1 pseudogene is annotated in these 228 nt (G+C 73.2%); it reads left to right on the top strand.

Features of this window, described 5'->3' with window-relative positions:
• Positions 1–228 (top strand): annotated as a pseudogene (locus tag A6V29_RS20740) (ParB/RepB/Spo0J family partition protein); the annotation flags it as partial.

The following is a 228-nucleotide window of genomic DNA, read 5'->3' as shown; positions in this document are numbered from 1 at the left end:
CGGCTCGCCGGGCACCTCGATGTCGGACGAGGAGCTCGAGCGGCAGCGTGACGAGCGCCGCGCTGTCGTCGAGAACAACCGGACGATGGCCGCGGCGAACACCACCCGCCGCACCTGGGTCCGCGAGTACCTCGCTCGCCCCAAGGCGCCCAAGGAGGTGCTGCGGTTCGCCGTGGAGGCTCTCGCCACCGACCGGCCTCTCCTCGCGGAGTGGCTCGGTGGGCAGGG

The sequence above is a fragment of the Blastococcus sp. CCUG 61487 genome (genome assembly GCF_005222955.1).
Lineage (GTDB): Bacteria > Actinomycetota > Actinomycetes > Mycobacteriales > Geodermatophilaceae > Blastococcus.
The sequence above is the reverse complement of the archived record's forward strand: the minus strand, read 5'-3'. Positions and strand labels throughout refer to the sequence as shown.